The organism is Chloroflexota bacterium (assembly GCA_016219275.1).
In the GTDB taxonomy this organism is placed as follows: domain Bacteria; phylum Chloroflexota; class Anaerolineae; order UBA4142; family UBA4142; genus JACRBM01.
The window spans coordinates 1-26,047 of sequence record JACRBM010000057.1 but is presented as its reverse complement, the minus strand read 5'-3'; the positions used below and the strand labels follow the sequence as shown (position 1 = coordinate 26,047).

Annotated in this window: 39 protein-coding genes; 2 read left to right on the top strand and 37 right to left on the bottom strand. The window is 56.7% G+C overall.

Annotation, left to right across the window (positions count from 1 at the left end; all coding sequences use genetic code 11):
- Positions 1-260: 260 nt before the first annotated feature.
- Together HY868_15710 and hemW are read left to right on the top strand one after the other, a co-directional pair.
- Positions 261-1,571, top strand: a complete 1,311-nt coding sequence (locus HY868_15710; protein MBI5303581.1) for a hypothetical protein — start codon at positions 261-263, stop codon at positions 1,569-1,571.
- A 58-nt stretch (positions 1,572-1,629) separates the two neighbouring features.
- Complete coding sequence (gene hemW / locus HY868_15705; GenBank protein ID MBI5303580.1) at positions 1,630-2,922, top strand: radical SAM family heme chaperone HemW; 1,293 nt, start codon at positions 1,630-1,632, stop codon at positions 2,920-2,922.
- Between the two features lie 170 nt (positions 2,923-3,092).
- On the opposite strand, the gene rpsI is transcribed toward hemW, so the two are convergent.
- The 37 genes from rpsI to rpsL form a co-directional block, all read right to left on the bottom strand.
- Positions 3,093-3,488 carry a 30S ribosomal protein S9 gene (rpsI, locus tag HY868_15700; protein ID MBI5303579.1) on the bottom strand — a complete coding sequence of 132 codons (396 nt, stop codon included), beginning with the start codon at positions 3,486-3,488 and terminating at the stop codon, positions 3,093-3,095.
- 2 nt (positions 3,489-3,490) lie between these two features.
- Positions 3,491-3,919 (bottom strand): 50S ribosomal protein L13, encoded by a 429-nt coding sequence (gene rplM, locus HY868_15695; protein ID MBI5303578.1) that lies wholly within the window; start codon positions 3,917-3,919, stop codon positions 3,491-3,493.
- Entirely contained in the window at positions 3,906-4,685 is a 780-nt protein-coding gene (gene truA / locus HY868_15690) for a tRNA pseudouridine(38-40) synthase TruA (GenBank protein ID MBI5303577.1), read from the bottom strand. The genes rplM and truA overlap by 14 nt, the downstream gene beginning before the upstream one ends.
- Positions 4,686-4,759: 74 nt before the next feature.
- On the bottom strand, positions 4,760-5,110 hold the full coding sequence (gene rplQ, locus HY868_15685; GenBank protein ID MBI5303576.1) for a 50S ribosomal protein L17: 351 nt from the start codon (positions 5,108-5,110) through the stop codon (positions 4,760-4,762).
- 14 nt (positions 5,111-5,124) lie between these two features.
- Positions 5,125-6,135 carry a DNA-directed RNA polymerase subunit alpha gene (locus HY868_15680; protein MBI5303575.1) on the bottom strand — a complete coding sequence of 337 codons (1,011 nt, stop codon included), beginning with the start codon at positions 6,133-6,135 and terminating at the stop codon, positions 5,125-5,127.
- Positions 6,136-6,273: 138 nt separating this feature from the next.
- Positions 6,274-6,909, bottom strand: coding sequence for a 30S ribosomal protein S4 (gene rpsD / locus HY868_15675; GenBank protein MBI5303574.1), 636 nt, complete (start codon positions 6,907-6,909; stop codon positions 6,274-6,276).
- A gap of 101 nt (positions 6,910-7,010) precedes the next feature.
- A complete protein-coding gene (gene rpsK / locus HY868_15670; GenBank protein ID MBI5303573.1) occupies positions 7,011-7,394 on the bottom strand; it encodes a 30S ribosomal protein S11 in 384 nt (127 codons plus the stop codon).
- Between the two features lie 115 nt (positions 7,395-7,509).
- Entirely contained in the window at positions 7,510-7,893 is a 384-nt protein-coding gene (rpsM, locus tag HY868_15665; GenBank protein ID MBI5303572.1) for a 30S ribosomal protein S13, read from the bottom strand.
- 70 nt (positions 7,894-7,963) lie between these two features.
- Positions 7,964-8,077, bottom strand: coding sequence for a 50S ribosomal protein L36 (gene rpmJ / locus HY868_15660; protein ID MBI5303571.1), 114 nt, complete (start codon positions 8,075-8,077; stop codon positions 7,964-7,966).
- Positions 8,078-8,152: 75 nt separating this feature from the next.
- Complete coding sequence (map, locus tag HY868_15655) at positions 8,153-8,902, bottom strand: type I methionyl aminopeptidase (protein MBI5303570.1); 750 nt, start codon at positions 8,900-8,902, stop codon at positions 8,153-8,155.
- The gene (locus HY868_15650; protein ID MBI5303569.1) at positions 8,899-9,561 is read right to left on the bottom strand and encodes an adenylate kinase; all 663 of its coding nucleotides are present in this window, start codon (positions 9,559-9,561) and stop codon (positions 8,899-8,901) included. The genes map and HY868_15650 overlap by 4 nt, the downstream gene beginning before the upstream one ends.
- 101 nt (positions 9,562-9,662) lie before the next feature.
- The gene (gene secY, locus HY868_15645; GenBank protein ID MBI5303568.1) at positions 9,663-10,949 is read right to left on the bottom strand and encodes a preprotein translocase subunit SecY; all 1,287 of its coding nucleotides are present in this window, start codon (positions 10,947-10,949) and stop codon (positions 9,663-9,665) included.
- Between the two features lie 60 nt (positions 10,950-11,009).
- Positions 11,010-11,465, bottom strand: a complete 456-nt coding sequence (gene rplO, locus HY868_15640) for a 50S ribosomal protein L15 (GenBank protein ID MBI5303567.1) — start codon at positions 11,463-11,465, stop codon at positions 11,010-11,012.
- A 72-nt stretch (positions 11,466-11,537) separates the two neighbouring features.
- Positions 11,538-11,732 carry a 50S ribosomal protein L30 gene (rpmD, locus tag HY868_15635; GenBank protein MBI5303566.1) on the bottom strand — a complete coding sequence of 65 codons (195 nt, stop codon included), beginning with the start codon at positions 11,730-11,732 and terminating at the stop codon, positions 11,538-11,540.
- A complete protein-coding gene (gene rpsE / locus HY868_15630) occupies positions 11,716-12,333 on the bottom strand; it encodes a 30S ribosomal protein S5 (protein MBI5303565.1) in 618 nt (205 codons plus the stop codon). The genes rpmD and rpsE overlap by 17 nt, the downstream gene beginning before the upstream one ends.
- Positions 12,334-12,397: 64 nt before the next feature.
- On the bottom strand, positions 12,398-12,763 hold the full coding sequence (locus HY868_15625; protein ID MBI5303564.1) for a 50S ribosomal protein L18: 366 nt from the start codon (positions 12,761-12,763) through the stop codon (positions 12,398-12,400).
- 8 nt (positions 12,764-12,771) lie between these two features.
- A complete protein-coding gene (gene rplF, locus HY868_15620) occupies positions 12,772-13,320 on the bottom strand; it encodes a 50S ribosomal protein L6 (protein MBI5303563.1) in 549 nt (182 codons plus the stop codon).
- Between the two features lie 12 nt (positions 13,321-13,332).
- Positions 13,333-13,728 (bottom strand): 30S ribosomal protein S8, encoded by a 396-nt coding sequence (rpsH, locus tag HY868_15615; GenBank protein ID MBI5303562.1) that lies wholly within the window; start codon positions 13,726-13,728, stop codon positions 13,333-13,335.
- 79 nt (positions 13,729-13,807) lie between these two features.
- On the bottom strand, positions 13,808-13,990 hold the full coding sequence (locus HY868_15610) for a type Z 30S ribosomal protein S14 (protein ID MBI5303561.1): 183 nt from the start codon (positions 13,988-13,990) through the stop codon (positions 13,808-13,810).
- 20 nt (positions 13,991-14,010) lie between these two features.
- Positions 14,011-14,676, bottom strand: coding sequence for a 50S ribosomal protein L5 (rplE, locus tag HY868_15605; GenBank protein ID MBI5303560.1), 666 nt, complete (start codon positions 14,674-14,676; stop codon positions 14,011-14,013).
- Positions 14,677-14,689: 13 nt separating this feature from the next.
- Entirely contained in the window at positions 14,690-15,004 is a 315-nt protein-coding gene (locus tag HY868_15600; protein MBI5303559.1) for a 50S ribosomal protein L24, read from the bottom strand.
- Between the two features lie 13 nt (positions 15,005-15,017).
- On the bottom strand, positions 15,018-15,389 hold the full coding sequence (gene rplN, locus HY868_15595) for a 50S ribosomal protein L14 (protein MBI5303558.1): 372 nt from the start codon (positions 15,387-15,389) through the stop codon (positions 15,018-15,020).
- Positions 15,386-15,793 carry a 30S ribosomal protein S17 gene (gene rpsQ / locus HY868_15590; GenBank protein MBI5303557.1) on the bottom strand — a complete coding sequence of 136 codons (408 nt, stop codon included), beginning with the start codon at positions 15,791-15,793 and terminating at the stop codon, positions 15,386-15,388. The genes rplN and rpsQ overlap by 4 nt, the downstream gene beginning before the upstream one ends.
- The gene (gene rpmC / locus HY868_15585; protein MBI5303556.1) at positions 15,793-15,996 is read right to left on the bottom strand and encodes a 50S ribosomal protein L29; all 204 of its coding nucleotides are present in this window, start codon (positions 15,994-15,996) and stop codon (positions 15,793-15,795) included. Before rpmC ends, rpsQ begins: the two co-directional genes overlap by 1 nt.
- The gene (gene rplP / locus HY868_15580) at positions 15,996-16,412 is read right to left on the bottom strand and encodes a 50S ribosomal protein L16 (GenBank protein ID MBI5303555.1); all 417 of its coding nucleotides are present in this window, start codon (positions 16,410-16,412) and stop codon (positions 15,996-15,998) included. The genes rpmC and rplP overlap by 1 nt, the downstream gene beginning before the upstream one ends.
- Position 16,413: 1 nt before the next feature.
- Positions 16,414-17,121, bottom strand: coding sequence for a 30S ribosomal protein S3 (rpsC, locus tag HY868_15575; GenBank protein ID MBI5303554.1), 708 nt, complete (start codon positions 17,119-17,121; stop codon positions 16,414-16,416).
- On the bottom strand, positions 17,121-17,480 hold the full coding sequence (gene rplV / locus HY868_15570) for a 50S ribosomal protein L22 (protein MBI5303553.1): 360 nt from the start codon (positions 17,478-17,480) through the stop codon (positions 17,121-17,123). Before rplV ends, rpsC begins: the two co-directional genes overlap by 1 nt.
- 29 nt (positions 17,481-17,509) lie before the next feature.
- The gene (gene rpsS / locus HY868_15565) at positions 17,510-17,818 is read right to left on the bottom strand and encodes a 30S ribosomal protein S19 (GenBank protein MBI5303552.1); all 309 of its coding nucleotides are present in this window, start codon (positions 17,816-17,818) and stop codon (positions 17,510-17,512) included.
- Between the two features lie 57 nt (positions 17,819-17,875).
- Complete coding sequence (gene rplB / locus HY868_15560; GenBank protein ID MBI5303551.1) at positions 17,876-18,706, bottom strand: 50S ribosomal protein L2; 831 nt, start codon at positions 18,704-18,706, stop codon at positions 17,876-17,878.
- Between the two features lie 3 nt (positions 18,707-18,709).
- Positions 18,710-19,000 carry a 50S ribosomal protein L23 gene (rplW, locus tag HY868_15555; GenBank protein MBI5303550.1) on the bottom strand — a complete coding sequence of 97 codons (291 nt, stop codon included), beginning with the start codon at positions 18,998-19,000 and terminating at the stop codon, positions 18,710-18,712.
- 92 nt (positions 19,001-19,092) lie between these two features.
- On the bottom strand, positions 19,093-19,716 hold the full coding sequence (rplD, locus tag HY868_15550) for a 50S ribosomal protein L4 (GenBank protein ID MBI5303549.1): 624 nt from the start codon (positions 19,714-19,716) through the stop codon (positions 19,093-19,095).
- Between the two features lie 74 nt (positions 19,717-19,790).
- Entirely contained in the window at positions 19,791-20,426 is a 636-nt protein-coding gene (gene rplC / locus HY868_15545) for a 50S ribosomal protein L3 (protein MBI5303548.1), read from the bottom strand.
- A 77-nt stretch (positions 20,427-20,503) separates the two neighbouring features.
- Positions 20,504-20,812 (bottom strand): 30S ribosomal protein S10, encoded by a 309-nt coding sequence (gene rpsJ, locus HY868_15540; GenBank protein MBI5303547.1) that lies wholly within the window; start codon positions 20,810-20,812, stop codon positions 20,504-20,506.
- A 93-nt stretch (positions 20,813-20,905) separates the two neighbouring features.
- Entirely contained in the window at positions 20,906-22,120 is a 1,215-nt protein-coding gene (tuf, locus tag HY868_15535) for an elongation factor Tu (GenBank protein ID MBI5303546.1), read from the bottom strand.
- A gap of 65 nt (positions 22,121-22,185) precedes the next feature.
- Positions 22,186-24,264 (bottom strand): elongation factor G, encoded by a 2,079-nt coding sequence (gene fusA, locus HY868_15530; protein ID MBI5303545.1) that lies wholly within the window; start codon positions 24,262-24,264, stop codon positions 22,186-22,188.
- 86 nt (positions 24,265-24,350) lie between these two features.
- Positions 24,351-24,821 (bottom strand): 30S ribosomal protein S7, encoded by a 471-nt coding sequence (gene rpsG / locus HY868_15525; GenBank protein MBI5303544.1) that lies wholly within the window; start codon positions 24,819-24,821, stop codon positions 24,351-24,353.
- Between the two features lie 28 nt (positions 24,822-24,849).
- Positions 24,850-25,281 (bottom strand): 30S ribosomal protein S12, encoded by a 432-nt coding sequence (gene rpsL, locus HY868_15520; GenBank protein MBI5303543.1) that lies wholly within the window; start codon positions 25,279-25,281, stop codon positions 24,850-24,852.
- Positions 25,282-26,047 lie beyond the last annotated feature (766 nt).

The window sequence follows — 26,047 nt, the reverse complement described above, 5'->3', positions numbered from 1 at the left end:
AGGACGTTCGGGCGTGGTGTCAGGAAAAACTCGGCAAGTCGGTGCAAGCCCAACGACGCCAGCGGATAAAATTGTTAAAGATTGCGGAACAAAAACGGGATCAACTTCCCGCAACTACTTGAGCATTCGTTCATCAGCCCACCCTAACCCTCCCCCGCTTTCGCAGGGAAGGGAACACGCGAAACTCCCTCCACGGTTTGCCCGACGCGAAGCGTGGCAAACGGGGGAGGGCTGGGGTGGGGGTCTCATACGAGGTAACAATGAACGACCACAACGACAACGTTCGCGATTTGCTCGTTCACGGCATCGCGGCGGCAAAAGCCAAATCAAACGACGAAGCGCGCTTTTACCTCGAATGGGTTTTGCGCACGAACGCCGACCACGAACAGATGCGCGACGCGTGGATGTGGCTGGGTCGTGTTAAAACCGATCTAAAAGAAAAACGTCACTGCTTCGAGCAAGGACTCGCGTACGATCCCAGCGATCCCGAACTGCGCCGCGAGTTGGCGATTCTCGATGGACGCCTGAACCCAGCCGACATCGTTGACCCCGATCGCATGCCCGCGCCCGCCGCGTCGTCCGGCGCGCCCACACGACGATTCGTCTGCGCGCAATGCGGCGGCAAAATGTCGTTCACGCCCGACGGCAACGCGCTCACCTGCGAGTACTGCGGCAAACGCCAATCGCTCGCCGACCTCGACAACACGCTCATCGCCGAGCAAGATTTTCTCATCGCGCTCGCCACCGCGAAAGGGCACACCCAGCCGACGATGCAACGCGCGTTCGCGTGCGCGAGTTGCGGCGCGTCGTTCGTCCTTGCGCCCGCGACGATCTCGCTGAAATGTCCGTACTGCGAAACCGCATACGCGGTCGAAAAAACCGAGACGCGCGAACTGATCGAACCCGCCGGCGTCGTGCCGTTCGCGATCACGCTCGACCGAGCATTGCGCGCCGAACTCAAATGGTTTCGCGAGGCGGGGTACGAACTGCGCGGCGATCCCGTCCCGCCGACCGGCGTTTACGTGCCGGCGTGGACGTTCGATCTTGGCGGCGAGATCGAATGGAATTGTCTGGTCGAAGAGCAACAGATGGACATGCCGGGCATGAATTCGCGCACCGTTTGGCGCAAGCGCAATGGCAGTCGCGTGATTTACGAAAATGATCTGCTCGTGTGCGCGACCCACACGTTGAACGCGACACTCCTCGATGCGCTAAACGAAATGCCGCTCGCCAAACTCGCGCCGTTCGATCCGCGCTTTCTTGCGGATTTTCCGGCGGAGACGTACCAAATCAATGTCGGCGATGCGTCGCTCGTCGCGCGCAGTCGCGTGCATACCAAAACGCGCCAAGAGATCGAAGCGAGCATTTTCGAAACGTACCAAGACCTGACCGCGAGCACCGCGCATCTGGTCATCGAATCGTACAAACTGATCCTCGTGCCGCTCTGGATCGCGCACTATAAACTCGAAGATGTCCAACGCGCAATCGTCATCAACGGTCACACCGGCGCGCTTCGCGCCGAGAAACCGCAAAGCGGCATTGGCAGATGGTTCGCCGATTTGCTCTCGTAAGGCAAATTTCCAATTTGCCTAATCGCAAATTAGAAATTTGCGCCACATGAAATTCACAATGTCTGACTCTCTCGCGCTGTTCGTTTTCATTCCATTCTGCAAAATCAAATGCACGTACTGCGATTTCAACGCGTACGCGAATCTCGCGCGCGTGATGGAACCGTACGCGGACGCGGTGGCGCGCGAAATTGTAAGGGCGAAGCATTCGCGCGATCAATTGGGTCAGGTCCAGCACTTTACTCTTGGCGAGGATATTCTTGAGCAGCATGATTCTGCGAATGCTTCGCCCTTACACGCGAAAACCATTTATTTCGGCGGCGGCACGCCTTCGCTCGTGCCGGTCGCACACATCGAAAAAATCTTGCGCGCGTGCGAATCCGCGTTCGCGATTGCGCCCGACGCCGAGATCACGCTCGAAGCAAACCCTGGGACGCTCGACGCGGACAAACTGCGCGCTCTGCGCGCGCTCGGCGTGAATCGCCTCAGCATCGGCGTGCAAGCGTTCGACGATGCGGCGCTGCGCCGGTTGAATCGCGGGCACACCGTCGCCGATGCGTTCGCGATGTTCGACCACGCGCGACGCGCCGGCTTCGACAACCTCAATCTCGATTTCATCTACGGCTTGCCGCTCCAAACGCTCGACGATTGGCGTGCGACGCTCGACCGCGCGATTGCGCTCGCGCCGGAACATCTGTCGCTGTACGCGCTCAAGGTCGAAGAAGGCACGGGACTCGAACACCAAATCGCGCGCGGCAAGTACGCCAAGCCGGACGACGACCTCGCGGCGGAGATGTACGAACTGGCGGAGGATGTCCTGGACGCGGCAGGGTACGCGCAATACGAAATTTCGAATTGGAGTTTAGAGGTTGGAAATTGGAAATTGGATTCTCGAATTCCAACGTCCAACCTCCAACCTCCATCTTCTAACCTCCAACAGCCAACCCCCAACTTCCAATCGCGCCACAATCTCACCTACTGGCGCAACGAACCGTACCTGGGTTTTGGCGCGGGCGCGCATTCGTACGCGACCGGCAGACGGTACTGGAACGTGCTCTCGCCGGTCGAGTACATCGCACGTATCGCGCGCGGCGATAGCGCGATGGCGGAACACGAAATCATTGACCGCGCGATTGAAATGGCGGAGACGATGTTCCTGGGTCTGCGCCTCAACGAAGGTGTTGCGTTCGAAACGTTCGCGCAAAGATTTGGCGAGAACGCGCGCGACACGTATGGAAAGGAAATGAAGGAATTGAGGGAAGTGGGGTTGATCGAGATAGATGATGTGCGCGTGCGTTTGACGCGACGCGGACGCTTGCTATCGAATGAGGTGTTCTGGCGATTCTTGCCGTAAGTGTCTCACTCGGTCTAGCCAAGATTATTTGGACGCGGATGAACGCGGATGAACGCGGATATTTCTAATTCGCGTTTATCCGCGTCCAAATTTTAATTGAAATACAATTCGTATTGCCTCATGAAAAAACAAACCCGAAGGATTCGATCCTTCGGGTTTCTGTTTCAAACTTAACGTTTGGTGTATTGCTTTGCCTTGCGAGCACGCTTCAAACCAGGTTTCTTGCGTTCCTTCTCGCGCGCATCGCGCGTCAAGAGACCCGCTTTGCGTAACGCGCCTTTAAAGCCCTCGTCCGCTGCGAGCAACGCGCGCGCCACACCCAGCGACACGGCTTCGGCTTGACCCTGCTGTCCGCCGCCGGCGACGAGCACCGAAACGCCAAAGCGCGCTTCGTTTTCCGTTACACGCAACGGCGAGAGCACGAGATCCATCCAAGGTTGCAATGGAAAGTACTGTTTCAGCGGACGCTCGTTGATGACAAAATCGCCGCTTCCCGTGAACAGGCGCACCCGCGCCACCGCCGCTTTGCGTCTGCCAATGCCTTCATAATATTTACCCGTCGTCATGGTTAGACCTCCAACGTCCTGGGCTTTTGCGCGAGATGCGGATGACTCGTGCCCGAATAGACTTTAAGTTTTTTGAATATCACGCGACCCAGGCGACCTTTGGGTAACATGCCCCACACGGCTTCCTTGAGCACACGGTCGGGATGTTTTTCCAATTGCTCGCGCAAAACGGTTTTACGCATGCCGCCCGGGTAACCCGAGTGACGATAGTAGTATTTCTCCGCGAGTTTTTTGCCGGTCACGCGAACCTTACCCGCATTCAACACGACGACGAAATCACCACAATCAAGATGCGGCGTGTAAATTTTCTTGTGCTTGCCTTTGAGGATGCGCGCAATGCCCGAGGCAAGTCTGCCGAGAGTTTTCCCATCGGCGTTCACGACATACCATTCCCGAGTGATGTCTGCGGGTTTGGTGTTAAATGTTTTCATCCTTCGCTCCGATGAATCGAATTGCTGATTTATCCGTTAATTCGTACTTGACGACGACGAGACACAAGCCCTGCGGCGGCGCTGATTGTCCCGCGCGTTTTTCTTTGGCGAGCACTAGGCGAAATTGCGTGAGGGTCATTTCGCCTTTACCGACCAAGACCAACGTGCCGACGATTCGTCGCACCATCCGATAGAGAAACGCGTTCGCTTCTAGTTCGATGAAGACGCGTGTCACGTCGCGCCGAACACTTGCCTTGAGCATCGCGCGCACGGTATTGTCGCCGCGCGGCGGCGTGCCGAATGCGCCGAAATCGTGCGTGCCGATAAGCGACTGTGCCGCCGCGTCCATCGCGTCCACGTCGAGCGGCTCGGCGATGTGCCAGCCGTATCGCCGCGCGAGCGGTGCGCGCGTCGGCTGGTTCAGAATCGTGTAACGATACACGCGACTTTGCGCGCTGTAACGCGCCGAGAAATCGCGCGGCACCTCGCGTACGCCGTGTACTGCAATATCATTTGGTAAAACCGCGTTGAGCGCACGTTCTAGAACATTCAGCGGGCGATCCCAGTTGGTATCCCAGTGTGCGCCTTGCCCTAACGCGTGCACTCCTGAATCGGTGCGCCCGCCGCCGGTGACACGAACGGTCTCGCCGGTGATCTTGTGTAACGCGAGTTCCAGTTCGCCTTGCACCGTGCGCCCGCGCGCTTGAACCTGAAACCCCGCCAATTCCGTGCCGTCGTACTCGACAAACGCGAATAGTCTCCGCATTGTGCGTTAGTTGGCTGGCGCAATCGTCCGTTAGTTGAACTAACCAACCAACGCACTTTGCACCATCGCACTAATCAACTGCTACGATCCACCAACTCCATAATCACGACCGGCGCGGCATCGCCCAAGCGCGCGCCGACTTTGTAGAGCCGCGTATAGCCACCCGCTCTTTCCTTGTAGCGCGGTCCGAGTGTATCGAACAATTTCTTCGCCACGTCGCGATCGGTAATCGTCCGCATCGCCGTGCGGCGCGCGTTGATGTCGCCGCGCTTGGCGAGCGTGATCAATTTCTCGGCGTCGGCGCGAATCGCTTTCGCCTTGGCTTCGGTTGTTTCAATGCGCTCGTGGCGCAGGAATTCGGTGATCAAACTGCGGAACAAGGCGCGCCGCTGGCTGGTATTTCGACCCAGGTGGCGTCCTGCCATACGATGTCGCATTTCTATACCTCTTCATCCGCGTCGGACTCGGTGGAGTCGGCGTCGTCGCCATCTTCGCTCGGGGCGAGCACATCGGCGGCGGGTTGAATCGCGTCGAGATAACCCTTCACTTGCAACCGCTCCATCAATTCGTCCAACGATTTTTGTCCAAAGTTGCGGATATTCAAAATTTCTTCTTTGCCTTTTTTCAGGCGTTCCAAAACCTCACCGACCTTGGTGATGCCGGCGCGTTTCAAGCAGTTGTACGCGCGCACCGACAATTCGAGGTCTTCGATGGGTGTGTCGTACACGCGGCTTGGAATTTCCGATTCGGGCACGGCTTCGATTTCCGCTTCGCCGCCGAAACCGGAGACGAGACTGAACAATTTTAACAACGCGCGCCCGGCTTCCGTCAATGCTTCGCGCGGCGTGATCGAACCATCCGTCGCGACTTCCATTACCAGGTTGTCGTAATTCGTCATCTGACCGACGCGCGCCGGCTCGACGCGAAAGTTGGCGCGCTTGACCGGACTGAATGTCGCGTCAATCGGAATTTCGTCAATCGGCAATTTGCCGCGCTCTTCGGCGGGCGAGTACCCTTTGCCGCGTGCGACCACGATGTCCATATCAATCGCCGCGTCGTCCGAATCGAGCGTGAGCAAGTGCACATCCGGATTGATCAACTCGACTTGCGCCGGGAGGGCGAGGTCGCCGGCGGTCACGTTACCGCGCCCGCGCGCTTCGAGGTGCAAACGCACCGACTGTTCCGTGTCATGCAGTTTAAAGCGCAACTGTTTGAGATTCAAAATCAGTTGCGTCATATCCTCTTTCGCGTGCGGGATCGGCGTGAATTCGTGGTGCACGTCCTCGACCTTGACCGAGGTCACTGCCGCGCCGTTCAACGACGCCAACAACACGCGGCGTAGCGCGTTGCCCATGGTCACACCATATCCGCTTTCGAGAGGACCAATTACAAACTTGCCAAAGCTTTTTGACGTGGCTTCCGCTTCAATCTTAGGCAGGACTGCTTCCACCTAAATCCTCCTAGTTCAGATTAGTTGAATAGTGCGATAGTGCGACCCTGGCACTTGCGTTACCGCCAGGGCAAGTGTAGTGCGATAGTGGTTTGTCAACTAACGCACTAACAAACTATCCAACTATTGCACTAATCTTTACCGGCTGTAGTACTCGACAATCAGTTGTTCTTTGAGCGCCGTATCAATTTGTTGGCGCGAGGGCAGACTGAGCACCGAGCCGTTCCAATTGTTCGCGTCGAACGAGAGCCACTCGGGTACGCCGTGGCGTCCCAGGGTTTTGGTTAGGGCTTGGAAGTACGGACTCTTGCGGCTGACTTCGAGCACCGCGACGGCGTCGCCGGCTTTGAGCAACATCGAAGGAACGTTGGCTTTCTTGCCGTTCACTGCAATGTGTCCATGCAAAACCAATTGGCGCGCCTGACGTCGGCTCGCCGCCAAACCCAGGCGAAAGACGACGTTGTCGAGACGGCTTTCGAGCATTTGCAATAATGCCGCGCCGGTCACGCCGCTCGATTTCGCGGCTTCAGCAAAATAGCGGCGGAACTGGCGCTCGAGTATGCCGTAGATGCGCCGCGCCTTTTGTTTTTCGCGCAACTGGGTTGCGTAATCGCTTGCCTTGCGGCGTCCTCCGCCGGTCGGTCCGTGTTGACCGGGCGCGTAGGCGCGTTTTTCCACCGCACACTTGGCGGAAAAGCAACGCTCGCCCTTTAAGAATAATTTGACGCCTTCGCGGCGGCACAACGCGCAAACGGATCCAATGTACCGTGCCATTCAATCTCCTCGTATCCGAGTCGCAGAACTCTGCGACGCTCGATAAAACAAATCCAAAATCGCAATCGCGTCGCAAGTTGGAAACTTGCGCCACACGCCGATCAGACGCGGCGTTTTTTGGGCGGACGACAACCGTTATGCGGAATCGGCGTCACGTCGCGAATCGAGCGAACGCGCAAGCCGGCTTGTTGCAACGCGCGAATCGCGGATTCGCGACCGGGACCCGGTCCTTGCACTTCGACTTCGACTTCGCGCATGCCCATGTCCATCGCGGTGCGCGCGGTGTTTTGCGCGGCGATCTGCGCGGCATAGGGCGTACTCTTGCGCGAACCCTTGAACCCGCTCGCGCCGGCGCTCCCCCACGCGACCGTGTTCCCTTGCGGATCGCTGAACGTCACGATCGTGTTGTTAAACGACGCGTGAATATGCACGTGACCAAAGGGAATGGATTTCCGTTCCTTCTTGCCACCGCGGCGGGGCGCCATCGGGGCGCGGCGCGGCGCGGCTGAAGATTGAGCTGTCGTTTTCTGTTCGTCCGCCATAATCTCCTCTTCAACGAATAACCGAATCCGTTTATCGGTTTATCCGTTTCATTCCGTTTTACTTCTTCGCCTTCGAACGCTTGCGTCCGGCGACCGTCTTGCGCGAGCCGCGCTTGGTGCGCGCGTTCGTGCGCGAGCGTTGACCACGCGCCGGCAAATTACGGCGGTGGCGCAAACCGCGATACGTGCCAATTTCCTGCAACCGCTTGATGTTCATCGCGATCTCGCGACGCAGATCGCCTTCCACTTTGTAATCGCGATCCAGGACGTTACGAATGCGCGCGACTTCGGCTTCGCTCAAATCCTTGACGCGCATTGCCGGATCGAGTTGCGCTTTTTGCACGATTTCCGTCGCGCGCAACGGTCCGATCCCATAAATGTAGCGCAGAGCAATGTCCACCCGCTTTTGTCGCGGCAGGTCCACCCCAGCGATACGAGCCATGCTTCCTCCATCGAATCAAACGAATAAACAATCTGTTTCAAAAATCCGTTTATCCGTTTCTACCCGTTAACTAACCCTGTTTCTGTTTGTGTTTTGGATTTTCGCAAATCACGCGCACGATGCCGCGCCGTCGAACGACCTTGCATTTTTCGCAACGTGGTTTGACCGATGGTCGAACCTTCATTCCATCCTCCAGAATTCAGAGCCCAGAATTCAGAATGAAGAACACGCAAAAATTTCTGACTTCTGACTACTCCAACTATAATTTCGTGAGAATCTCCGGCTCTCCGTCCGTCACGGCGACCGTGTGTTCAAAGTGCGCCGAGAGTTTGCCGTCTTTAGTAATCACCGTCCACTTGTCGCGCAAAACGCGCGTCTCCCATTTACCTTCGTTGATCATCGGCTCGATCGCGAGCGTCATTCCCGGTTTCAGCGCGGGACCGCGTTTGCCTTGCCGATAGTTCGGAATTTGCGGCTCTTCGTGCATCGTCCGCCCCACGCCGTGCCCCACGTACTCGCGCACCACCGAATACCCGCGCGCTTCGGCATAATCCTGCACCGTGGCGGAAATGTCTTCGAGATACTTGCCGACTCGCACCTGCTGAATCGCCGCGTAGAGCGATGCCTCCGTTACTTGGAGCAACCGTTGCGCGTTCGTCGAAATCTTGCCGACCGGAAATGTCCGCGCGCTATCGCCGACAAATCCGTTGAGCGTCGCGCCTACGTCAATCGAAATGATGTCGCCGTCCTGCAAAACGCGCTTGCGATTCGGAATGCCATGCACCACTTCGTTGTTGATGGACGCGCAGATCGAGGCGGGAAAACCGCGATACCCCTTGAAGGTGGGAAACGCTTTGCGTTTGGTAATGAACCCGTGCGTAAACTCGTCGAGTTCGGCGGTCGAAACCCCGGGCTTGATCTGATCGCGCAGGGCATCGAGCACTTCGGCGACGAGCCGACCCGCGAGACGCATTTGAGCGATCTCGCTGGAAGATTTCAAAACGATCACAATGCTTCCACTATCTTGACAATGTCTTGCTGAACCAAATCAATGTTTTGTTCGCCGTCGGCTTCGCGCAACAAACCCACCGCGCGATAGTACCCGATCAGCGGCGCGGTCTGCGCATGATACACCTGGAGACGCCGCGTGACCGTTTCCGGTTTGTCGTCGTTGCGTTGGATAAGCCGCGCGCCATCCTTGTCGCACATCCCAGCCACCTTGGGCGGATTCGAAAGCAGATTATACACCGAATTATCCGCCGGACAAAACCATCGCGCCGACAATCGTTCGATCAGAACCTGGTCGCGCACCTTCACCAAGAGCGCCGCGCCGACGCGCTTGGCTTCCTGCGCGAACGCGGCGTCGAGCGCCTGCGCCTGCGCTTCAGTCCGCGGAAACCCATCGAACACGACGCCTTGCGCGCAATCCGGCCGTGCGATCCGCTCCATCACCATCCGAATCGTCACATCGTCGGGAACCAACTCACCCTTGTCCATGTACGATTTTGCAAGCACACCCAGCGATGTTTGCTTCGAAACATTTTCGCGAAACAGATCGCCGGATGAAACGTGCGCCAGACCGAATCGTTCGCGCAGCATCTCGGCTTGCGTACCCTTGCCCGCGCCCGGCGCGCCGAGTAAAATGACATACTTGGGTGAATTGCTCATCACGACCTCCACGGTGAGGTATGTTGGATGTTGGGAATTGAATGCTAGATGTTGGAATACGTTGCGGTGTTCTAATTTCCAATCTCTAACTTCCAATTTCTCTACTTGATGAATCCTTCATAGTGCCGCATGACCAACTGCGCTTGCAATTGCTTCATCGTATCGAGCACCACGCCGACGACGATGAGCAAGCCGGTGCTCGTGATGATGAGCGAGGTTGTCTCGGTCACATCGCTCACGATGAACGGCATGATCGCGACGATGCCGAGAAAGACCGCGCCGACCAGCGTAATCCGTTGCAGCACACCGTTCAAGTACTCTTCCGTCTTTTTGCCGGGGCGAATTCCCGGAATCGCGCCGCCTTGCTGTTGCAACACCTCGGGCAAATTCTGCTGACGGAAAATCACGTCCGTGTAAAAGTACGTAAAACCAATGACCATCAAAAAGTATGTGATCCAGTAGATCGGACTGCTCTGGTTGAACGCGTTCACAATCGCGAGCGCCACATTGCGCACCCACTCGGTGCCGGAAGCCGTAAAGTAGCCGGCGAGCACGCCCGGGAAAATCAGGATCGAGATGGCGAAGATGAGCGGGATCATGCCCGACGAATTGACTTTCAGCGGAATGTGCGTGCTCTGTCCGCCGACCACTTTGTTTCCGCGCACGCGCTTGGCGTACATCACCGGCACGCGGCGTTGTCCTTCGTTGATGAAAATGATGCCGACGATGGTGACGACCGTAATCGCCGCAAAGACCAACAAGGAAACCGGATTCGAAGTTGCCATTTGTCCGATGCGCTGCGGTACTGCCGCGACGATGCCGCCAAAGATAATGATCGAAACACCGCTCCCAATGCCTTGCTCGGTAATCAACTCGCCCAGCCAAACCGCGAACATCGTGCCGGCTGTAAGCGTGAAGAGAATGGCGAGTGTTTCGAGCGTATATTCGCCGAATCCAAAGTGGCTCAACACCGGCGGATTGCTTTGCGTCAAGACGATGCCTTGACCGAACGCTTGCAACGCCGCGAGCGGGACAGCGAGCAAGTGCGTGTACTGACTGATACGCTGACGCCCGGCGTCGCCGCCTTCCTTCATCATCTTTTCCAGTTGGGGCACAATGCCGACCGCGAGTTGCATGATAATTTGCGCGGTGATGTACGGATACACCCCCATAGCAACGACCGAAAAGTTAGAAAGCGCGCCGCCGGAAAACAGATCGAGAAAACCGAGCAATTGGTTCGAACTGAAAACCTGGGAAAGCGCCTGCGGATCCACACCTGGCACTGGAATGTGCGCCGCCAAGCGATAGATCACCAGAATCCCGAGCGTAAACAAAATCTTGTAGCGCAGGTCTGGCAAGCGCATTGCATTTCGAACGGCTTCTAACATCGAATTTTCTCCAGACACGAATCGTCAACGAATAAACGAATTTGCCATTCGCCGATTCGTTTATCCATTCGTGGAAATCTCTTCGGCGATGCCGCCGGCTTGCGCGATTTTTTCTTTCGCGCTGTCGGAGAACGCGTGCGCCTTGACGGTCAATGCCTTGGTCAACTCGCCGCGTCCGAGCACTTTGACGCGTGCCGCATCTTGCACCAAGCCGCGCGCGACAAGCGCGTCGGGCGTCACTTCGGCGCCGGTATCGAACTTGGCGTTGAGCATATCGAGATTGATCGGCGAGTATTCGACACGCGACAAATTCTTAAACCCGCGCGTGTGTGGCAAACGCCGCACCAACGGCAGTTGACCGCCTTCAAAGTATGGTTTGATCCCACGCCCGGTGCGCGAGCGTTGACCTTTGGTGCCGCGCCCGGCGGTCTTGCCTTGCCCGGCGGAGATGCCGCGTCCCACGCGTCGCTTGCGATGCGTTGCGCCTTCGGCTGGTTTCAGATCATGTAGTTTCATTCTCGAATCTCCACGAACAAACAAATCCGTTTGTCCGTTTGTTCGTTCTTCATCCGCTTGTCCGATTATCCGTTATTCATCCGTTGATTCGCACTTGACCAGATGCCGCACGGTGAAAACCATTCCGCGAATCTGCGGATTATCTTCACGCTCGATCACCTGACCCAGTTTGCGCAATCCCAGCGCGGTAATCGTCGCTTTTTGATTCTTCTTGTATCCGATTGCGCTCTTGACCCACGTGATTTTCAATTTACGCTGGCTTGGCATATTGCGCCTTTCTCCACGGCGGCAGGAATTGATCCACCGGCTTGTTGCGCCGCTTGGCTTCCGCTTCGACATCGGTCAGTTCGTTCAACGCCTGCATCGTCGCGTACACCACGTTCAAGCGGTTGGCGCTGCCGAGCGATTTGGTCAGCACGTCGCGCACGCCCGCGCATTCGAGCACCGCGCGCACGCCGCCTGCCGCGATCACGCCCGTGCCGGGCGTTGCCGGCTTGAGCATCACTTCCGCCGCGCCGAACTTGGTATTGATCGGATGCGGAATCGTCGTGCCGGCGAGCGGTATCTTTTTCATTTCCTTGCGCGCCTTTTCGGTCCCTTTGCGAATCGCTTCGGGTACTTCGCGCGCTTTGCCGATGCCGACGCCCACGCTGCCGTTGTTATCGCCGACGACGACGACGACGCGGAACCCAAAGTGACGACCACCCTTGACGACCTTGGACACGCGGCTGATGTGCACGACGCGTTCGTCAAAACTGGGACCTTCATCCTGATGTTCATCGCGACGCGGGCGATTGCCGCCGGGACCGCGACCGCCGGGACGATTGCCGCCGGGACCTTTGCCACCTGACCGTTGCTGTTGAGGCATATTCATCTCCAAATTACCAATTACCAATTACTAAATCCAAAAATCGGTAAATGGCAACTAGTAATTAGAATTCCAATCCGCCTTCACGCGCGCCATCGGCGAGCGCCTTGACGCGACCGGTGTACTGAAAGCCGCCCCGATCGAACACGACTTGCTTCAAGCCGAGCGCGAGGGCGCGTTGCGCGAGCAACTTGCCGGTCGCTTTGGCTTCGTCTTGCTTTTTCAATTCTTTCGCTTTGGCGCGCAAATCCGCATCGAGCGTGGACGCGGCGGTAAGCGTGTGCCCTTGCGCGTCGTCAATGATTTGCGCGAAAATGTGGCGCGCGCTGCGAAAGACGTTCAAGCGCGGACGCGCGGCGGTACCCTGGACTTTGGCGCGCACACGGCGTTGCCGACGCTCGCGGCGCGCTTGTGTTTTCAATGTCTTCATCGTCTCACCTACTTGGCGCCGGCTTTGCCTGCTTTGCCGGCTTTGCGGCGAACTTTTTCGCCCGCATAATGAATGCCTTTGCCCTTGTACGGTTCGGGCGGACGCGTCGAGCGAATCTTGGAAGCGACTTCGCCGACCGTTTGGCGATCGGGACCTTCAATTGTCAACACACGCTGACTCTTGTCCACCGTAAATGTAATCCCGGCTGGCGGTTCAACAGTCACTTGGTGCGAGAGACCGAGCGACAAGACCACGTTCTTGCCTTGCAATTCAGCGCGATAACCGACGCCTTCGATTTCCAAATTGCGTTTATAGCCCTCGGTCACGCCGACGACCATGTTGTGAATCAATGCGCGCGTCAAACCGTGCATCGCGTCAAGCGTGTCGCCTTCGGGCGTTGCCACGTTCACTTGCGCTTTTTCGACCGCGATTTTCATCTCGGGATGGAACGTCTGCGTCAGTTCTCCCTTGGGTCCCTTCACGTTGACCGTTGTGCCATTCACGTTGACTTGTACGCCGACCGGAATGACGACGGGCTTTTTACCTACTCGCGACATCCAAACCCTCCATTACCACACGTAGCACAAAATTTCGCCGCCCAGCCCTTCACGTTTGGCGCGCACGCCGGTCATCACGCCGCGCGTGGTCGAAACAATCGCCACACCCAGACCGTGACGCACCCAGGGCACGTCCAACTTGCCGGCATACACACGACGTCCCGGTTTCGAGATGCGACGCACTCCGCTCAGGATCGGCTTTTTGTTCTGATCGTAGCGCAACCACACTTTGAGCATCGCCTGCGGTTTCTCTTTGGTAATTTCGAGGCGTTCGATGTACCCTTCGTCTTTCAAGATCCGCGCGATCGCCACGCGCATTTTCGACGCGGGCATCAAGACTTGCGGATGTCGAACAGCCGCGGCATTACTTAATCGGGCGAGCATATCAGCAATGGGATCGTTTGTCATCAGTCCCTGCTCCTTGCAAAACAACATCTTCTAAAGTTTGACTCGCGAGCCACACGATGCGTCCCGCGAGGACGACCGCTTACCAACTGGACTTGGTCACGCCGGGAAGGTGTCCTTCGAGCGCTTCCTTGCGGAAACAAATGCGGCACAAATTAAAGCGGCGCATATAGCCGCGCGAGCGACCGCACATCCGACAACGATTACGCACGCGTTCTTTGTACTTGCGATGCAGTTCGCGATTGATCATTGATTTTTTTGCCACGCAAATCCTCCCCTGTCGAATTACGGCGCTCGGAACGGCATGCCCAGCAATTGCAACATCCGTCGCGCTTCGTCATCATTTTTCGCCGAAGTGACGATGCAGATTTCCATGCCGCGCACCTTGTCAATCGTATCATAGTCAATTTCGGGAAAGATCAACTGCTCGCGCAAGCCGAGCGTATAGTTGCCGCGACCGTCGAATGCTTCGCGCGGCACGCCGCGAAAATCGCGCGTGCGCGGCAGCGCAATGTTCATCAGACGATCCAAAAAGAAATACATGTTGTCGCCGCGCAGAGTGACCTTGACACCAATCGGCATCCCCTCGCGTAGTTTGAACGTCGCGATGGATTTCTTCGCCTTGGTCACGATCGGTTTCTGACCGGTAATCAAGGTCATGTCCTTGACCGCGCCGTCGAGCGTCTTGGCGTTGCCGATGGCTTCACCCACGCCGATGTTCACGATGATTTTCTGGAGCCGGGGCGCTTGCATCACATTGCTGTACTGAAATTCTTTCATCAACGCCGGCAGAATTTGTTCGCGATAGAGCAGTTTCAAACGCGGGGGCGCCGCCGATTTGGGACGCTTGCCTTCCGCGGCTTTGCCGCCTTTCGCTTCGGGCGCTTTAGCCGGTGCGCCCTTGGGTGCTTTTTTGCCTTCTGCTGGCTTGCCTTGCTCTGGCTTTGCCATTGTTTTTCCTCGTCTAGTTCACTTCACCGCACTTGGTGCACATGCGCGATTTCGTGCCGTCTTCAAACGTCTTGACCGCCATACGGGCGGCTTTGCCGCAGTGTTTGCACACCGGCAAAACATTCGACACGTTGACCGGCGCTTCGCGTTCGATAATTCCGGTTTGAGTTCGCACATCGCCCGTGCGTTTCTGATGCTTTTTAACCATTTTAATGCCAGCGATGATCAACTGGTTTTTCTTCGGCATAACCGCATGCACTTCGCCGCGCTTGCCTTTATCGTTCCCGGCGATCACTTGCACCGTATCGCCTTTGCGAATCTTGTTCATTCAAACTTCTCCCTTACAGCACTTCGGGCGCGAGCGAAACGATTTTCATATACCCCTTGTCGCGCAGTTCACGCGCAACGGGACCGAAAATACGCGTCCCCTTGGGGTTGGTCGAATCGCCTTCGAGAATGACCGCCGCGTTGTCATCGAAGCGGATGTACGAGCCGTCGGCGCGACCGTACTCTTTCGTCGTGCGGACGATCACCGCGCGCACCACTTCGCCCTTTTTGATCGGGCTGGTGGGAATCGCCGATTTGACGGCGGCGATGATGATGTCGACCACCGCGCCAGTGCGCCGTCGCGAGCCGCCCATGACACGGATGCACATGATTTCGCGTGCGCCCGTGTTATCGGCGACCTTCAAGCGAGTGGTTGCTTGAATCATCCCTCACCTCCACTCACCTCATCCTCGCCCGCTAATTTCGCCAGACGTTCCGCGGCGCGGCGTTCTTCTTCCACCTGGCGCGCGGCGCGATCGGCTTCTTCTTTCTCGCGCAACGATTCCAATTCTTTCTCGACGATTTGCTCGACGATCTCACCGCGTTGTACGATTTCGCTGACGCGCCATCGTTTGGTACGCGAGAGCGGTCGCGCTTCCGTAATCTTGACCCAGTCGCCGCGCTTGGCGAGCGGGTCTTCGTTGTGCGCCACGAAGCGCCGCGTCGTCGAGACGACTTTGCCGTAGAGGGGATGGCGTCGGCTTTCCTCGACTTGGACGACGACCGTCTTGGCGGTCTTGTCCACGATGACGCGACCCTGCATCACTTTGCGTTGCGTTTTGCGTGTCATTACGCCTTTGCCTCCTGGCGTGCACGTTCGCGCAAAACGGTCTTGACGCGCGCGATCTCGCGCCGCACTTGCTGTAAACGATTAAAATTCGGTAATTGACCCGCCGCACGTTGAAAGCGCAGGTTGAACATTTCCTGATACAAATCGTCCACCTGCTTTTGTAGCGCGGCATTGTCCATTCCGCGAAGTTGACTCGCGTCCATCACTTCGCCTCCACTTTCGAAATAAATTGCGTCTTGATGGGCAACTTGTATGCCGCGAGGCGCATCGCTTCGCGCGCCATATCTTCCTTCACGCCGGCGATTTCAAAAATCACGCGACCAGGTTTGATGACGGCGACCCAGTGATCGGGCGCACCCTTACCGCCACCCATGCGCGTCTCCGCGCCTTTGATCGTCACCGAGTGATCGGGAAACACGCGAATCCACAACTTGCCGCCGCGCTTGACGAAACGGACGACGGCGCGGCGCGCGGCTTCGATTTGACGGCTTGTCATCCAGCACGGTTGCATTGCCTGCAATCCGAAATCGCCGAAATCGAGCGTGACGCCGCGAGTTTCTTTTCCCTTCATTCGCCCGCGATGGACTTTGCGATGTTTGACACGTTTTGGCAACAACATTTTAGGACTCTCCCGCCGCGGCTTCGGCGCGTGCCGCCGCCGCTTCGATCTGCGCCATCAGTTGCTTCTGGCGGTCTTCGGGCATAATGTCGCCCTTGTAAATCCAAACCTTGATTCCAATTTTACCGTAGGTCGTCGTCGCTTCGGTGCGCGCGAAATCAATATCGGCGCGCAACGTGTTGAGAGGCACGCGACCTTCTTTGATCATTTCGCGGCGCGCCATTTCGGAACCGGCGAGACGACCACCCGCGTTGATGCGGATGCCGCCGACGCCGGCGCGCATCGCGCGCGTCACGGCTTGCTTCATCGCGCGCTTGTGCGAGATGCGCTTCTCGATCTGTTGCGCGATGCTTTCGCCCACGAGCAAGGCATCGGCTTCCGGCTTGGTCACTTCGATGACTTCGAGCTTGATTTTCTTTTGCGTCAAGTCTTCGAGTTTTTTCTTGAGCACGTTCACACTCGCGCCCTTGCGACCGATGATGATCCCCGGTTTCGCGGTGTGCACGTAAATCGTGACCTGCTTGGGAAAGCGTTCGATGCGTACGTCCGCGATGCCGGCGTGACCGACTTCTTTGCGAATCAATTTACGCACTTCGCGGTCTTCCTCGAGTTGATCGGTGTACACTTTGCGATCCGACGCGTGCCACTTGGAACGCCAGTCTTTGATGACACCCAGCCGAAAACCATACGGATGAATTTTGCGTCCCATTACGCCTCCTTCGCTTCGCGTTCCGATACGCCCACGCGGATATGCGCGCCGCGTTTCAGAATCGGTTTGTAGCGTCCCCGCGCGCCGGCTTTGACCCGTTTGAGCGTGGGACCCTCGTCCGCGTGAATCGTCGAGATGAACAAGTCTTCACGGGTCAAGCCATAATTCTGCGTCGCGTTCGCGGCGGCGGAATTGATCGCTTTGATGATGACGCGCGCGGCTTCCTTCGGCGACAACTTGAGCATTCCCACCGCGTCTTCCACGCGCTTGCCGCGCACTAAATCGGCGACGAGGCGCATCTTGCGCGGCGACATGCGGATGTACTTTTCAATTGCGAATACTTCAAAATATTCTGCCATTCTTCAACTCCCTGCCCGCAGCCAATCCGTTACGCTTTCGCGGGCGCGGTGGTCGCGGCGGCGGCTTCCGCCGCTTTTTCTTTCGTCGAGTGACCTCGGAAATGGCGCGTGGGCGCAAATTCGCCAAGCCGATGCCCGACCATATTTTCGGTGATGTAAATCGGCACGTGGCGGCGACCGTCATGCACCGCAATCGTATGCCCGACCATTTGCGGGAACACGACCGACGCGCGCGACCACGTCTTGAGCACTTTTTTCTCGCCGGCTTTGTTCATCTGCTCGACGCGCGCGAGCAGTTTCGGTTGAACGAACGGTCCTTTTTTTAGTGAGCGACTCATTACATCCTCCAACGAATAAATGAATTCATCATCCGTTTATCCGTTTTTATCCGTTGCCTATTTCTTGCCGCGCCCGCGCACGATAAAGCGGTCGGTGTATTTGCGGCGACGTGTCTTTTTGCCGAGTGCGGGCTTGCCCCACTTGGTCTTGGGACCGGGCATACCGACGCCAACCTTGCCTTCACCACCACCGTGCGGGTGATCGCGTGGACTCATCACCGAGCCACGCACGGTCGGACGCCAACCCATGTGGCGTTTGCGACCGGCTTTGCCAAGCTTGATCGTATTCCATTCGGGATTGCCAACTTGACCAATCGTCGCCATGCACTCGACCGAGATATAGCGCGTTTCGCCGGAGGGCAAACGCACCTGAGCGTACTTGCCTTCCTTCGCCATCAATTGCGCCGAGCCACCCGCCGAACGCACCAATTGACCGCCCTTGCCTTTTTGCATTTCGATGTTGTGAATGAGCGTGCCGACCGGAATATTCGAAATCGGCAAGGTGTTGCCGGGCTTGATTTCCGCACTGGGTCCGGCGAGAACGGCATCGCCCACCATCATGCCAACCGGCGCGAGGATGTAGCGTTTTTCGCCGTCGGCGTAATACAAGAGCGCGATGCGCGCGGTGCGGTTCGGGTCGTACTCAATCGCCGCGACCTTAGCCGGAATACCCAGTTTCTCGCGTCGAAAATCAATGATGCGATACTTGGGGCGATTGCCACCGCCGTGATGGCGTACCGTAATGCGCCCTTGATTGTTACGTCCCGCCTGCCGCTTGGCGTACACGAGCAAGGATTTTTCCGGCGACTTTTTCGTAATTTCTTCGAACGTCGGCGTGGTCATGTTGCGGCGACCAGCCGATGTGGGCTTGTAAACTTTGATTCCCATTTTCTACACACCCTCGAACAGTTCAATGCGCTGATCCGCCGGAATCGTCACGATGGCTTTTTTCCACACCGCTTTATAGATGACGCGGCGACCAAAATGGCGGCGTTTGCGCGACATTCGCATCACGTTGACATGGACCACCTTGATATTCGGGAACGCCATTTCGACCGCCTGCTTGATTTCGTGTTTGTTGGCGCGCAGGTCCACTTCGAACGCGTATTGGCGATGTTCGTCTTTGAGACGATTGGTCTTTTCCGTTGTGAGTGGTCGTTTCAAAATCTCATAGATGTGCATGTTAAACCTCAGTTAGATAGTTGGTTAGTTGGATAGTTAGCTAGTCGGGACACTATTCAACTATCAAACTATTTAACGATTGAACTATCCAACTATTTTCCCAGGTATCCTTCGATGGCTTTGACAGCGTCCACCGGCATGATCAAGTAATCATAACCGAGCAAATCGCGAACGTTGAGGTACTGCGCGCGCAGCGTCTTGACATCGGGAATGTTCGACGCGGACTTTTGCACGGCAAGATTCGCCTCGGGCAACAGAATGAGCGCGGACGAATTCACGGACAAGTTGTCTAGAATCGTTTCCATCTCACGTGTTTTGGGCGCGGCGAGTTTCAATTCGTCGAGGACGCGAATCTGTCCCTCCGCCATCTTTGCCGATAACGCGGAGCGCAACGCGGCGCGGCGCATTTGGCGCGGCATCTTTTGCTCGTACGAGCGCGGCGTGGGTCCAAAGACCACCCCACCGTGACGATAATGCGGCGAGCGCGTGGAACCTTGGCGTGCGTGACCTGTTCCTTTTTGGCGGAACGGTTTTGCGCCGCCGCCGGCGACTTCGCCGCGCGTTTTGGTATCGTGCGTGCCTTGGCGCGCATTCGCAAGTTGGCGCACAAACGCTTGGTGCATCAACGGCGTGTTTACCGCTTCGCCAAAAATCGCGTCGGGCAATTCCGTCGTTCCCACTTCTTTTCCACTGATGTTATACAAAGGCACTTGCATCGTGCGAATCCTCCACGAACAAACGGATTTTCAAAACAGACGATTCGTTTATTCGTTCTTTATTCGGCAAATTATTACTTGGCGGACCGTTTCTGTTTGCGCGCTTTGCGGACAAAGACCACACTGCCATGCGTGCCGGGCACGGTGCCTTTGATCGCGAGCACGTTGCGTTCCGCATCCACCTTGACTACTTCGATGTTCAAGAGCGTGGCTTGCTTGTTACCCAACTGCCCCGCCATACGCAAACCCTTGACCACGCGACCAGGCGTCGTCGTCGCGCCGCTCGCGCCAGGTCGGCGCAAGCGATCCGATTGACCGTGTGTCTTGGGACCACCCTTAAAGTGATGGCGCTTGACGACACCGGCGTGTCCTTTACCTTTCGAGACGCCCGTCACATCCACCAAGTCGCCCGTCGCGAAAATATTGACGCTCAACTTGTCGCCCACTTGCACGCCATCAAGCTGGCTGGTGCGAACTTCGTGCAGGTGTTTGAGCGCGGGCAAATTCTTAAGATGACCGCGTTCGGGTTTGGTCAGGTGTTTCGTTTCCGCGAAACCGATTTGTAGCGCGCTATAACCGTTCTTCTCTGCCGTTTTAACTTGCGTGACAAAGCATGGTCCCATTTCGAGAACGGTGACCGGAATAATCTCACCCTTCGCGGTGAAGATTTGGGTCATGCCAATTTTTCGACCGAGCAATCCTTCAGCCATGTTAATACCCCAGTCGGTAGTCAACCGTCCACAGTCAACAGCAAAAACTCTGTCGACTGACGACTGTTTACTGTCGACTACAACTTAATCTCAATATCCACGCCAGCCGGCAGGTTCAGCCGCATCAGCGTATCAATCGTTTTCGAACTTGGCTCGAGCACATCAATCAAGCGTTTGTGCGTGCGAATCTCGAACTGGTCGCGCGAATCCTTGTCAATGAACGACGCGCGTTGCACAGTGAATTTTTCGATCTTGGTCGGCAGCGGGATGGGTCCCACGACTGCCGCGCCTGTGCGCTCGGCGGTCTCGACGATTTGTTTAGCCGATTGATCGAGCACACGATGATCGTACGCTTTGAGTTGAATGCGAATTTTTTGTCGAGCCATATTCTCCCCACTCAGTAATCAGTGTCCAGCGTTCAGTGTTCAGTATCCAGTCCGGCGCAATGCTGAATACTGAACACTGATTACTGCCTACTGTTATTCAACCACTTTCGTGATAACACCCGAACCGACGGTGTGACCGCCTTCGCGAATGGCAAAGCGCGAACCTTTTTCCATGGCGACGGGCGTGATCAGTTTGACCTTCATCGTCACACGGTCGCCCGGCATCACCATTTCAACGCCTTCGGGCAATTGGCAATCACCCGTCACGTCGAGTGTGCGGATGTAGAACTGTGGGCGATAGCCGTTAAAGAACGGAGTGTGGCGACCGCCTTCTTCTTTCTTCAAGATGTACACTTCGCCTTCAAACTGGGTCAACGGCTTGATGCCGTTCGGCGCGGAGAGCACCATGCCGCGTTCGACTTCGGTGCGCTCGATGCCGCGCAATAAACAACCAATGTTGTCACCCGCTTGACCCGAATCGAGCAACTTGCGGAACATTTCGACGCCGGTCACGACGGTCGAGCGCGTTTCCTTCAAGCCGACGATTTCAATAGTGTCGCCGGTCTTGACCATACCGCGTTCGACGCGACCCGTGACGACCGTACCGCGACCTTTGATCGCGAACACGTCTTCGATGGGCATCAAGAACGGCTTGTCCACCGCGCGCACGGGCGTGGGTACGTATGAATCCACCACGCGCATCAACTCCAAAATCGGCGCGTATTCGGGCGCGTTGATATCTTTCGAAGTGCTCACCAACGCCTTGACCGCCGCGCCGCGCACGACCGGCACTTTATCGCCGGGGAAGTTGTACGCCGACAGCAGGTCGCGCAATTCCAATTCGACGAGGTCGAGCAATTCGGGATCGTCCATCAAGTCTACTTTGTTAAGGAAAACGACGATGGCGGGCACTTCGACTTGGCGCGCCAACAAAATGTGCTCGCGCGTCTGCGGCATCGGACCATCGGGCGCGGAGACGACGAGAATCGCGCCGTCCATCTGCGCCGCGCCGGTAATCATGTTCTTGATATAATCGGCGTGACCTGGGCAGTCAATGTGCGCATAATGTCGGTTTTCGGTTTCGTATTCGACGTGCGAGATAGCAATCGTGAGGATTTTCGTGTCGTCGCGGCGACCTTGCTTTTCAGACGCTTTCGCCACTTCATCGTACGACACAAAGTTTGCCATGCCCTTGAGCGACATGGTTTTGGTGATCGCGGCGGTGAGGGTGGTCTTGCCGTGATCCACGTGTCCGATCGTCCCCACGTTCACGTGCGGTTTCGTGCGTTCGAATTTTTGCTTCGACATTGTTGCTCCTTCTTGATTAGGTGATTAGTCCATCTGTTGACCAACCACCACTAATCACTAATCAATTATTTTTTTCCACCAATCACCTGCTCGGCGATATTAGCCGGCAGTTGGTCGTAATGATCGAATTCCATTGTAAACGTTCCGCGCCCCTGGGTCGCCGAACGCAAATCGGTCGCGTAACCGAACATCGTCGCGAGCGGCACGAACGCGTGAATCGCCGTCACTCCGCTCCCGCGCGCGTCCATCCCTTCGACGTGCGCGCGCCGCGCAGAGAGATCGCCAATCGCGTCGCCCATAAAGTTTTCCGGCACGACGACTTCGACTTTCATAATCGGCTCGAGCAAGACCGGGCTGGCTTTTTGCGCGCCGGCTTTGAATGCCATCGAGCCGGCGATCTTGAACGCCATTTCGGACGAGTCCACTTCGTGGTACGAACCATCCACGAGTCGCGCGCGAATATCTACGACTGGATAACCGGCAACCACGCCGCTATCGAGCGCCTCGCGCACACCCTTTTCAATCGCGGGCACGTACTCGCGGGGAATCGCGCCGCCTTTTAGATCGTTCTCGAATTCAAAGCCCTTGCCTTTTTCGAGCGGTTCGAGTTCGAGCCAGCAGTGACCGTACTGACCGCGCCCGCCGGTCTGGCGCACAAAGCGTCCTTCGGCGCGCACTGGGCGCGTGATCGTTTCGCGATACGCGACCTGGGGTTTGCCGACGTTTGCCCACACCTTAAATTCGCGCGTCATGCGATCTACGAGCACGTCGAGGTGCAACTCGCCCATACCCGCGATCAATGTTTGCCCGGTCTCTTCGTCGGTGCGGACACGGAAGGTCGGATCTTCTTCGGAGAGACGGCGCAATGCTTCCGCCATCTTGTCCTGATCCGCTTTGGTGCGCGGTTCAATCGCGACATGGATTACCGGTTCCGGGAACTTGATCGCTTCGAGGAGAATCGGCGCGGTCGGGTCGCACAGCGTATCGCCCGTGAACGTGTTCTTGGGTCCGATAATCGCGGCGATGTCGCCGGCGAGAATTTCTTCGACCTCTTCGCGCGAATTGGCGTGCATCCGCACCAACCGTCCGATGCGTTCACGCTGGTTGCGCGTCGAGTTGAGGAGGGCTTGCCCAGTTGAAATTTTGCCGGAATAAACGCGGATATAAGCGAGGCGTCCAACGTATGGGTCGGTTACAATTTTGAATGCTAACGCGGCGGCAGATGCGTTTTCGTCCGCGTTGCGGCGTTCTTCTTTTTCGAGGTTGTCCGGCAATGTGCCGCGCACCGCCGGAATATCCATCGGCGAGGGGAGAAAATCTACGACGGCGTCGAGCACGAATTGAATGCCCTTGTTCTTCAACGCCGCCCCGCTCAACACGGGCACAATTTTGCCGGCAATGGTCGCGCGGCGCAACGCCGCGTGCAGTTCGTCGTTGGAGATTTCCTGACCTTCGAGATATTTTTCGGTCAACGCTTCATCGGTCTCGGCAATCGCTTCGACCATCGCGTGACGACGCTGGTTCGCCAAGTCCTGAAACTCACTGCGAATTTCCTTGACGTGCGGCGTCGCGTCCGGGTCTTCGTCAAAGATCGTCTCTTGCATGTTGAGTAGATCAATGATGCCGGAGAAACCCGCTTCCGCGCCAATCGGTATTTGAATCGCGACCGGATGCGCGCCGAGACGATCCGTGATCATCTGAATGGTGCGCTCGAAATTCGCGCCGACGCGATCCATTTTGTTGACGAAGGCGAGGCGCGGCACGCCGAAACGATCGGCTTGACGCCACACCGTTTCGGACTGCGGTTGCACCCCGGCGACCGCGTCGAAAACGACAATGCCCCCATCGAGCACGCGCAGCGAACGTTGCACTTCGGCGGTAAAGTCAATGTGACCTGGCGTATCAATGAGGTTGATCTGGTGATCGCGCCATAAAGTCGTGGTCGCCGCGGCGGTAATCGTAATGCCGCGTTCGCGCTCTTGCACCATCCAATCCATGACGGCGGTGCCATCGTGCACTTCGCCGATTTTGTATGTCTTGCCGGTAAAGTACAAGATACGCTCACTGACCGTCGTTTTGCCGGCGTCAATGTGCGCGATCACACCGATATTTCTAATTTTTTCGAGCGGAACGAGTCTAGCCATTTTTAGAGATAAGAAATTGGAGATTGGAAATTAGAGCTAGAGATTGGAGCGTCCAACATCCAACTTCTATTGTCCAACGTCCAAGATTACCAACGATAGTGCGCGAAAGCGCGGTTCGCTTCCGCCATCTTGTGCGTTTCTTCTTTTTTCTTGATCGTCGAACCCTGGTTCGCCGCGCAATCCATCAATTCACTCGCCAATTTTTCGGCGAAGGTTTTGCCGCCACGCGCGCGCGCGTACTGAATGATCCAGCGCATCGCCAGCGCGGTGCGGCGATCCGACGACACTTCGACCGGCACCTGCAACGTCGCGCCACCGACGCGGCGCGGCTTGACTTCGATGCTGGGACCCGCGTTGCGGAGCGCGGATTCGAACACTTCCATCGGATTCTTTTTGGTCTTTTCGCCCATAATGTCGAACGCGCCGTAGACCAAACGCTCTGCCGTCACTTTTTTGCCGCGTTCCATAATGCGGTTGATGAACGACTGCACCACGACGCTCTTGTATTTCGGATCCGGTGGGGTCGGTTGGTGTTTAACCTGTCCTCGTCTCGGCATATCAATCTCCTTCAATCATCCCGCGCGATTACGCGGCGGCGGTTGCCGCTTTCGGTGTCTTGGCGCCGTACTTGCTACGCGCCTTACGGCGTTTTTCAACGCCGGTCGTATCGAGCGCGCCGCGCACGATGTGATACCGCACGCCGGGCAAATCCTTAACACGACCGCCGCGAATCAACACCACCGAGTGCTCTTGCAATTGGTGCCCTTCACCCGGAATATACGCCGTCACTTCGATACCGTTCGTCAAGCGCACGCGCGCAATTTTCCGCAGAGCCGAATTCGGCTTCTTCGGGGTCATCGTGCGGACGACCGTACACACACCACGCTTTAGCGGTGAACCCTTGCCACGAATCATGCGATTACGCAGCGTGTTCAAATTGAATCGCAGAGCCGGCGCCTTGGTCTTTTTGGTTTGCGGCTTGCGCCCTTTGCGGATGAGTTGATTGATTGTTGGCACTCTTTTCCTCCGTGGCGAGCGATGGGTTGTCGCATCGCTCATCACCTATTCCGTTTTTGGGAATAAAACACCCTCCCGCTAACGCTGGTCGCTCATTCGGCGTGGCGTGACCTTGGAGCAAGATCACACCGCACACATTGCGCGAGGGAAGGGCGAAAAATCCTTCCGTCCAAATCTGGCGGACGCGTGGGTCATTCCAGTTTCCGCGAAGGTTTCTTGCTGATTCAATCGCGTTTCCACGTTTTTTCTCGTGGACAACGATTGCCGGCGGAAACCTCTTTCATCCTCCCACACACGCGAGAGGACGGGAGACCCATTCGAAGCGAGTCGCAGTTTTCAGACTAGACACATGTCTCGACAGACGACACGGCACAGCCACGACTCACACAACGCAGGCGATTATACGCAATAGTGGATTTCGTGTCAAATTGCGTTCGTCGGGAGGTGTCCGTCAAAATTTTGGAACACTCAACCTTGCGAAGGTTATGACGACAAATCAAATCTGATTGCCGTTCAACCTTCGCAAGGTTTTTTCACCACCCAAAAACTTGACACACACCCTCGTCGGGGCAGCTTGACCCTGCCCCTGGGCTGATGAACGAATGCTCAAGTAGTTGCGGGAAGCTGATCCCGTTTTTGTTCCGCAATCTTTAACAATTTTATCCGCTGGCGTCGTTGGGCTTGCACCGACTTGCCGAGTTTTTCCTGACACCACGCCCGAACGTCCTGGGTCGATACCGTTTCGAGCGCGGTCTGGATCACGGCT